Source organism: Anabaena sp. UHCC 0253, from assembly GCF_009712085.1.
Classification (GTDB): Bacteria; Cyanobacteriota; Cyanobacteriia; order Cyanobacteriales; family Nostocaceae; genus Dolichospermum.
The window spans coordinates 160,947-168,971 of record NZ_VILD01000009.1 but is presented as its reverse complement, the minus strand read 5'-3'; the positions used below and the strand labels follow the sequence as shown (position 1 = coordinate 168,971).

Here is an 8,025-nt window from a genome sequence, read left to right as displayed (position 1 = left end):
TACAAAAAAATCCTATTCTTGAAAGGGAATACTGTGAAATAATAGGTAGTTATATTCTTCCACTATCTGTTTATGCCTTCAATGATAATGATAAAGTTGATGAAGTTTTCAGAAGAATTAACTCAAATGGTAAACATTTATCAAAACAGGAATTACGTTCAGCAGGTGCAACTTCTAAATTTGCTAATTTAGTAAGAATAATTTCAAGTGAAATAAGATCAGACGCATCAGCTTCAGATATTATTCTTCTTAATGAGATGAAAAAAATTAGTATCACTAATAAAGAACTTGAATATGGTATTAAAGTTGATGATATTTTTTGGGTAAAAAATAAAATTTTAACAAAGGAAATGCTTAGAGAGTCAAGAGATGAACAAATTGTTGCTGATATTATTGCATATATGTTATTACCTGAGACACCTAGAAGTAGTGCTTCTATCTCAGATGAATATTATGGCTTTAAAAATGGTAAAAATCAGGAAAAAATAGAAACTTCATTAGTGTTAAAGCAGCCTGAGCATATTAAAAAAGAATTTATAATTATCTATAATCATATTCGCGAGATATTACAAGAATCAAAAAGAAACTTTAGCGAATTAATTAGTTTAAACAATTTGAAATATATGCCTCGTCCTTTTCAAGTAATATTTTTCAGTTTTTACGATTTAGTTTTTCGGGAAAAAATGGAAATAGCTAATTATGATGGATTAGTAAAATCTTTAAAAAACATTAATAAAGATATAGATATTACTAGTGGGCAAACATGGAGTTATCAAAATAAAAGGCGTAATATTAACAAAGTTAAAGGGATTATTAGAGAGTTTTTTAAAATAAGAGATAATAACGATCCTGCTAAAGATTCATGGTTAACAGAATTTGAAACTCTACTAACTCAATCAAAAACAGAACAATCTTTATATGATTTTAAACAAGGTTTTACACAACTAGATGGAAGAGGACAATTTGATCAAGGAAATTTTAGTAAAATAATTCTAACTTTAACTGCAATGGCAAATCATTCACCTGGTGCAACTGGTTATGTTTGTGTTGGAGTAGCAGATAATGATCAGACAGCACAAAGGATAAAAAAATTATATAATATTGAACCAGTGGAATATAAAAATTTCAAGATAACAGGAATAGAACACGAAGCAAAGAGATTACAGGGGAATATTGATAATTTTTATCTCTGGATAACTCAACAAATTAAATCAGAACCTATTCCTCAAACAGTTAAAGATACCATAGGTAGAGAGATTAAAATAATTGATTATCACGATAAAAGTGTACTTATTTTTTGTTTGAAAGCTGGAGAAAAACCTATACAATACGATGGAAAATTTTATCAACGTATTGGTGCAAACATTGAAGAAATTGACATTGATGAATATGCGGAGCTTTTCAAACGTTTTTCCAAATAAATCTAAAAATTTGGATATCTTGTATTTTACAATAAATTAAATATGCAACGTAACGCACCTTGCCTTGATCTATGGGATTATTTTTAATAAATTTGGGGCGTTACGCTTTGCTCTAAGCCAGCCATTCCCGTAAGGGCTTTACACACCCTATTATTAACTTAAATCCTGGATATCCTGATTCTGATATAATATAGTAAATTGCCAGCAGGAGTAAAATTTATGACGATGAAAGAACTTATTCAAGCAGAAATTGACAAAATACCAGAACAAGAGCTTAATGAAGTTTATCAACTAATTAAAGATTTTACAGATAAAAAGAATAGTACAAAAAAGGGAATTTTATCTCAATTAAAACAGATAAAAATTCAAGGTCCTACAGACTTTTCCGTGAATTTTGACAAATATTCATACCAGCAAGAATTAGATGAGCAATAATCGTTATTTTTTAGATACTTCATTTATTATTGCTCTAATTAATCAAAGAGATCAATATCATCAAATAGCTAATGATTTAGCAAATTATTATGATGATTCATTTTTAGTGACTTCTGATGCAATTATATTAGAAATTGCTAATGGTTTAAGTCGTAATTATAAACAAGAAGCAACTCAATTAATAGAATATTTATTAAATGCAGAAACAGTAGAAATTATCCATGTCACTCCAGAGTTATTTCATCAAGGATTTGATTTGTATAAGAAGTTTCAAGATAAAGAATGGGGTTTAGTTGACTGTATTTCTTTTGTAATTATGAGAAATCAGAATATTACTCATGCTTTAAGTTTTGATCATCATTTTCAGCAAGCTGGATTTTCGTTAGTAAAATAGTGTCGGTTGGCTTGGATATTAACTGAGTCTAATTTTTTTAGATATGAGAATTTTTCTGAGGTTTATATTTTTTAGATATTTGGTAAATTATGATCATCAAGTAATTCTATCTTAAATCTCACAATTAATTATCAAATCAATATTCAAAACATGATACTTTAAAATAACATCCTGTAAATCCTTAAATCCTGGATATCCTGATTCAGACAAAAAATTCCATCTTCAATATCACAATTAATCATCAAATCAAGATTCAAAAAAAACATGATATTTGAAAATAACATCCTGTAAATCCTTAAATCCTGGATATCCTGATATGGCTACGCCACGCTTCGCTATCAGACAAATAATTAAAAAGTAGCTGTCTGAATTGCTTCTTCTGGTCCCACTAGAGATAAGTATGGTGTTTGTAAATATTTCCGAGCGGCTGTAATTGCCTCAGTTGCTGTTACATTATTAATTAATTCGGGAAACTTTTGATCAAATTCAATTCCTAAACCCAAAATTTCATACCAACCATATATTTGAGCAATATGTCCATTAGTTTGTTTACCCAAAGCATATTGACCGATAATTTTGTTTTTAGCAGTTTGTAATGCTTCTGCTGTTAATTCGGTGGTACATAACAATTCTACTTCCTGACGAAGTCCATTAAAAGCAATTTTAGTATTTTCTGGTGCAGTGCCAATATAAACTACAAAAGAAGCTGGAAATAGTCGGGTAGAATAAATTGCAGATACGTCATAAGCTAACCCTTGCTTTTCTCGTAATTCTACAAACAAACGACTCGAAAGACCATTACCTAAATAGGTAGCAAGTAACTTGAGAGCAGCATATTCTGGGTTAGTTACTGATGGTCCTAAATAACCCAACATGACAATTGATTGTTGAGTATTTAAAGGTTTAAGACAAGGTTTAGGTGATCCGGCAATTGGTGGTAAATTAAGAGTAGGTTTGGCGGAATCTGGTATTTCCCAATCACCAAAAATCGTTGTTACTAATTTCTCTGCTTGTGCTGGTGTAATCCGTCCAGCAATACTAATGACAATATTATCGGGGCGGAAATGAGTTTGGTGATATTCTATTAAATCATCACGGGTAATGCTGCTCATAGTTGTTTCATCACCTAAAACTGACATAGAGTAGGGATGATTTGGGTACATTACCTGACGTAGTTGTTCAAAAGCCAGGCTAAAAGGTTGCTCTTTTTGGGAACGAATATCTTGGATTGCTAACCGCTTTTCTAGTTCTACTTGATTTTCGGGAAAAGTAGGCGATCGCAATAATTGTCCAGCTAATGCTAAAATTTCTACAAAATCAGTCGTTACTGTTTTCAAAGATAGCAAAAAATAATCTGTAGCTGCATCTGTGCCTAAACTAGCACCCACAGATTCCACTTTTTCAGCAATTTCTAAACTCGATAAACCATCACAGCCCTTTGTCATCACTGCTGATAACAAATGTGCTAAACCAGCTTTTTCTCGCTGTTCATGACAACTACCAGCCCGAATAAAAATCCGTCCAGCAATAATATCAGCGGCTTGATTTTCTGATACTAATAAAACAATACCATTACTTAATACAGTGCGATGAATGAGAGCGCGATTATTAATAGTTTGCATTTTTCACTTAATAACTAACAAGGTTTAAGAATTGTCACAGCATAATTAGCTGGTGAAAGATACTGTTGAGCTAATTTTTGCAGTTCTTGAGTATCTAAAGACTGGATTTCCTGGGGATAGGTAATAGCTAATTCAGCATCGGCTATAGTATGATAATAACCATAAAAATTAGTTAGCTGATTTGGTGTTTCTGTAGAAAAAGCATATTCATTACATAAAAACCTCTGAATGCGATTTAGCTCTGGCTGGCTAATTTCTTGATTTTGCAATTCTTGTAAATGGGAACAAATCAAATTTTCAACTCGTTCCAAATATTCTGATTCTAACCAAGCAGTAATTGTAAATAAACTTGATTCTTGTTGTAGAGAAAAATTACAGCAAATTTCTTGGACAAGTTGCTTTTCTTCCCGCAAATCAGATACTAACCGAGAAATTCTCCCTTCCCCTAGCAGCACTGATAATAATTCTAAACCATGAACAGCCCGAATTTCTTCTACTCCCGGTACTTTCCAAGCCATCATTAACCGCGCTTGTTCTAGTCTTGGTAATATTAACTCATGACGACGAATTCCTTGAATTAGCGGTGCTGCAACTTTGGTAAATTGGGGACAATTATCCCGCTGGGGAAAATTTGCAAATGTACTGTTTACCAATTCCCGCGCCGCTTTTTCGTCAATTCCCCCCACCACAACCACAGTCATATTTTCTGGTTGGTAATAACTGCGATAAAAACAGCGCATAGCTTCCGGGGAATGCTGCATCAATTCTGGCTCAGTACCCAATACAGAACGCCCGTAAGGATGGTTTTGGTAAGCATTTTTCACCAGAGATTGATAACCCAGCCAATCAGGATCATCATTGTAAGAACGGATTTCTTCTAATACCACATCCCGTTCTCTGATAAATTCATCGTCAGGAATGGCTGCATTGAGGAGTAATTCTCCTAAATGGGGGACTGTATGCTCTAGGTGATTAGCAGCGGTTGTAATGGAATAATGGGCATAATCGTGGCTGGTTGCCGCATTACTCACCCCGCCGATTTTTTCGATGTGATAATCAAATTCTCCAGGAAGCAGGTTTGGTGTGCCTTTGAAAATCATGTGTTCTAAAAAATGTGCCATTCCAAACCAAGACTCTGGTTCTAGGTTAGTTCCCGCACGCACCCAAACATCAGTTACCACTACAGGTGTAGTGGATATCTCTTGGTGAATGAATGTTAAGCCATTATCTAATTTGATGACTGAACCGGGAAACACGCTGTTAGTTAGTTGTTTTGACAATTTTTATAGCTTCAACCAGAATCTAATTTTCTATTCTAACCTTGATTTTCATAAGACCTTGCGGTAAGTGGGAAACTCAGTCACTTTAGTGCTGAGAGGAAACGACACGAGCAGTTCGACAAGCTCACTGACCACGGTTTTAACCGCCTTAAATATTTCTTTATTACCGCCTTGGAGTTAGGAAATTCGGGGTACTTTTGTGATGTACTTTCAACGGGACAATTACCGATTCAAATTTCCCAACTCTGTACGCATAATGTGTTGCTCCGAAGAGCCTCCCTTTCGGGGTAATGTTAGCTGATGCCTACGGCACGCTGCGCGAACGACCTGTTATAAGAGCTTGTTAGACTTGCAACACTGTTTCAGTGACCTTAAAACTGTTTAATTGCAAATGACAGAGCAGGGAACTAGCTATGCCTGACGGCACGCTCGCGCGAACGCATTCCAAGGTGTCGTGACTCAAATAACGGCTACCATAAGACTTACGCTCAGGGTGGTCTGGTCAGTACGGCTTGCTTGATTACTCTTGCAAGCCCAGTCCCTTTAGGGCTGGGTTACTGACGTCTTATGCACAAGGAAAAGCAGAAATCAGGATTTGAGCGTTTTCAGCCTATGTTCTGAGTAATCTGTGGTGCGATCGCTTGCCATAGCCCGAAAGAAGTCAATTCTGCCAAATTTTCGCTATGATAGGCAGGGCTGAAGCTTTGAGGGCGCATCTCGTGGAGAATTACAGAAACATCGGCTTGGGCTATTTGCCATACTATTGTAACCGAAGTTATTGTCTAGCTTAACACAGGTAGAGCGATCGCTGTTATCTTAATAATTCGATGCAGATTTATAGGACTTACGCAATAATAAATTATTACTAACTACTCGCCATCTTTTAATCATGAATCAGTCAAATGATAGTGGAATACTTGAACAGATTGTTAACACAGTGATGGGGGTGAAAAATGGAAATCAACAACAATTCCTTAATACATCAGCCGCGACCACAAAAGAATTAGATATCAAGGCAGTTTTAGTTTATAAATTAGGAACTATTCTACAAATAGGAGTGATGATTATTGTATTACTGGGAATGGAAAAACTAGTAACGTTCATTGATCAAAATTCTTCTTTTCCCAGTTGGTTTAGCACTTTACTGACTGCATTATTTTTTGCTTTATTAAGTATCCGTTCCCGAATTTTTTCGCTTTTAGATAATACCCGCTCTCGGACAACTTATGATCAAGTAATTAGACCAAAATGGTCGCCACCACCTTTAGCATTTCCCATAGTTTGGATGATCATTGCTGTGTTGCGGGTAATTTCTTCTGTGTTAGTTTGGCAGCAAATGAATCACCAATTTTTAGTATTGCCTTTAATTTTGTTTGTGATACATCTTTCTTTCGGTGATACTTGGAATACGATTTTTACCGTAGAAAGAAGATTAGGTGCTGCTGTTCCCGTGGTTATTTTAGGTCCTTGGTTATCTGCCCTAGTAGTCACAGCAATTTATTGGCAAACTGTTCCTTTAGCGGGCATGATTTTATCTTTTTCTTGTGTATGGCTAACGGTTGCTGCTGTATTGGTATTGAGAATTTGGCAATTAAATGGATCTGAGCCTTTGTATCCTTTAAAACTTACATTTGTAGAGAAATAAATCCTGACTGGGCGCAGACTGGGTGCAGACTGGGCGCAGGGACTGCGCCGCCAGTGAGCATATAGGCCGCTCGTTTTTCTGTCAAGTTGTGCAGACTGGGCGCAGGGACTGCGCCCCTACATCCTGCTGTATTAAATTTCCGTTCCTAAACTCTGAGCATAAATAACTTCAATATTGCTACCAAATTCCACTTTGTCTAAAGATTCTGCGAAAAAGACAAAACCCTTATATGCTGTGACATATTTATATATTTTCGTAAAATAACCTTCACTGGTGACAATGACAAGCGGCTCTTCACCTTTGGAGAGAATATTTAAAAAATTATCTAACTTCACACAGATACCAGTTCCTCTATGAGTGAAAATACTCCCACCAATAGCAGCAGGTTGAGCAGCCGCGTCACCACTGTAATAGCTCATTTGGCGCTAATTTTTACTTATGTTATTGACTCTGCTGATTTTAAACTTTCGTCTCCATTACGTGCTGTGAAGTTTGTAACGTTTGGGGTAAACTCCAATCTGGACGAAGTTTAGCTGCTTGGCGTAAATAAATGTGGTGAATTGGGGTAGAAGTTGGTAAATTAGCGTGAATTAAAAAGCGAATACAGCGCGGTAAACTGCCTTCAACGTACATTTGTTGGACATCTAACATAGCTACACTATCCCATAGAGGACGACTGCGAGCGATCGCGGCTGGGAAAATAGCATCTAAATCTTTTGTCACTGAAAAAGTCACACTAATCATATTGTCTGGCTGAAGTTGATTTCTTTGCTCCAACTCATCCAATAATTCTGTCACTGAGTCTCGAATTGCTTCGATGCTGTTTTCTGCAACGGTTGTTGCACCACGAATTGCTCGCATTTGCCATTCCACTACTAAAATCCTCCTTTTGTTAGTTGTTAGTTGTCCGTTGTCCGTTGTCAATTGTTATTTCTATGGGCGATATAACCACATGGGTAAACCACTTGTGGACATTTCAAACTCTAACCAATCAATTCCAGCACTAATACCTGATTTGGCTAGACGACTTCCTGGTAGAATACGGCTCAACAATGGTTTCCGTTCTTCTAGCGTATAACAAGGAGTTTTCTCTGGATCAAGTCCTACCAATTCGGCTGTCCAACGTCGTGCGTCTTCTTCTGTCCCTAAGCGGTCTACAACACCCAATTCTAAGGCTTGTTGTCCGGTAAAAATCCGGCCGTCAGCGAAGCTTTTTACCTTATCTACC

Annotated in this window: 9 protein-coding genes and 1 pseudogene; 4 read left to right on the top strand and 6 right to left on the bottom strand. The window is 36.1% G+C overall.

All coding sequences use genetic code 11. The features are described 5' to 3' along the window. The 3 genes from FJR38_RS22265 to FJR38_RS22255 form a co-directional block, all read left to right on the top strand. Window positions 1–1,421 (top strand): RNA-binding domain-containing protein (locus tag FJR38_RS22265; RefSeq protein WP_217360045.1); only part of this gene is annotated, 1,421 nt, incomplete at its 5' end. Window positions 1,422–1,640: 219 nt separating this feature from the next. Further along, entirely contained in the window at window positions 1,641–1,856 is a 216-nt protein-coding gene (locus tag FJR38_RS22260) for a hypothetical protein (RefSeq protein ID WP_168492626.1), read from the top strand. After that, window positions 1,846–2,250: a type II toxin-antitoxin system VapC family toxin gene (locus FJR38_RS22255; RefSeq protein WP_168492627.1), complete on the top strand. Its 405-nt coding sequence runs from the start codon at window positions 1,846–1,848 to the stop codon at window positions 2,248–2,250. Before FJR38_RS22260 ends, FJR38_RS22255 begins: the two co-directional genes overlap by 11 nt. A gap of 350 nt (window positions 2,251–2,600) precedes the next feature. Here FJR38_RS22255 and FJR38_RS22250 read toward each other — a convergent pair whose 3' ends face one another. From FJR38_RS22250 to FJR38_RS29420, 3 genes and pseudogenes are all read right to left on the bottom strand, one after another. Beyond that, entirely contained in the window at window positions 2,601–3,872 is a 1,272-nt protein-coding gene (locus tag FJR38_RS22250; protein ID WP_168492628.1) for a pitrilysin family protein, read from the bottom strand. A 14-nt stretch (window positions 3,873–3,886) separates the two neighbouring features. Next, window positions 3,887–5,128 carry a pitrilysin family protein gene (locus FJR38_RS22245; RefSeq protein ID WP_168539600.1) on the bottom strand — a complete coding sequence of 414 codons (1,242 nt, stop codon included), beginning with the start codon at window positions 5,126–5,128 and terminating at the stop codon, window positions 3,887–3,889. Window positions 5,129–5,743: 615 nt separating this feature from the next. Then, window positions 5,744–5,931: pseudogene (locus FJR38_RS29420) on the bottom strand (hypothetical protein); the annotation flags it as partial. Between the two features lie 110 nt (window positions 5,932–6,041). Here FJR38_RS29420 and FJR38_RS22240 point away from each other — a divergent pair. Then, the gene (locus FJR38_RS22240) at window positions 6,042–6,797 is read left to right on the top strand and encodes a TspO/MBR family protein (protein ID WP_168492629.1); all 756 of its coding nucleotides are present in this window, start codon (window positions 6,042–6,044) and stop codon (window positions 6,795–6,797) included. Window positions 6,798–6,928: 131 nt separating this feature from the next. Here FJR38_RS22240 and FJR38_RS22235 read toward each other — a convergent pair whose 3' ends face one another. From FJR38_RS22235 to FJR38_RS28750, 3 genes are all read right to left on the bottom strand, one after another. After that, window positions 6,929–7,216, bottom strand: a complete 288-nt coding sequence (locus tag FJR38_RS22235; RefSeq protein ID WP_168492631.1) for a hypothetical protein — start codon at window positions 7,214–7,216, stop codon at window positions 6,929–6,931. Window positions 7,217–7,256: 40 nt separating this feature from the next. Then, entirely contained in the window at window positions 7,257–7,670 is a 414-nt protein-coding gene (gene aroH, locus FJR38_RS22230; RefSeq protein ID WP_168492633.1) for a chorismate mutase, read from the bottom strand. A 60-nt stretch (window positions 7,671–7,730) separates the two neighbouring features. Then, window positions 7,731–8,025: S49 family peptidase (locus FJR38_RS28750; protein WP_254449532.1), on the bottom strand; the 295-nt coding region annotated here is incomplete at its 5' end.

What these genes read in the sequence shown, in the direction of transcription:
- FJR38_RS22260 (WP_168492626.1), top strand. Translation starts at nt 1,641, where the DNA reads ATGACGATGAAAGAACTTATTCAAGCAGAAATTGACAAAATACCAGAA.
- FJR38_RS22255 (WP_168492627.1), top strand. Translation starts at nt 1,846, where the DNA reads ATGAGCAATAATCGTTATTTTTTAGATACTTCATTTATTATTGCTCTA.
- FJR38_RS22250 (WP_168492628.1), bottom strand. Translation starts at nt 3,872, where the DNA reads ATGCAAACTATTAATAATCGCGCTCTCATTCATCGCACTGTATTAAGT.
- FJR38_RS22240 (WP_168492629.1), top strand. Translation starts at nt 6,042, where the DNA reads ATGAATCAGTCAAATGATAGTGGAATACTTGAACAGATTGTTAACACA.
- FJR38_RS22235 (WP_168492631.1), bottom strand. Translation starts at nt 7,216, where the DNA reads ATGAGCTATTACAGTGGTGACGCGGCTGCTCAACCTGCTGCTATTGGT.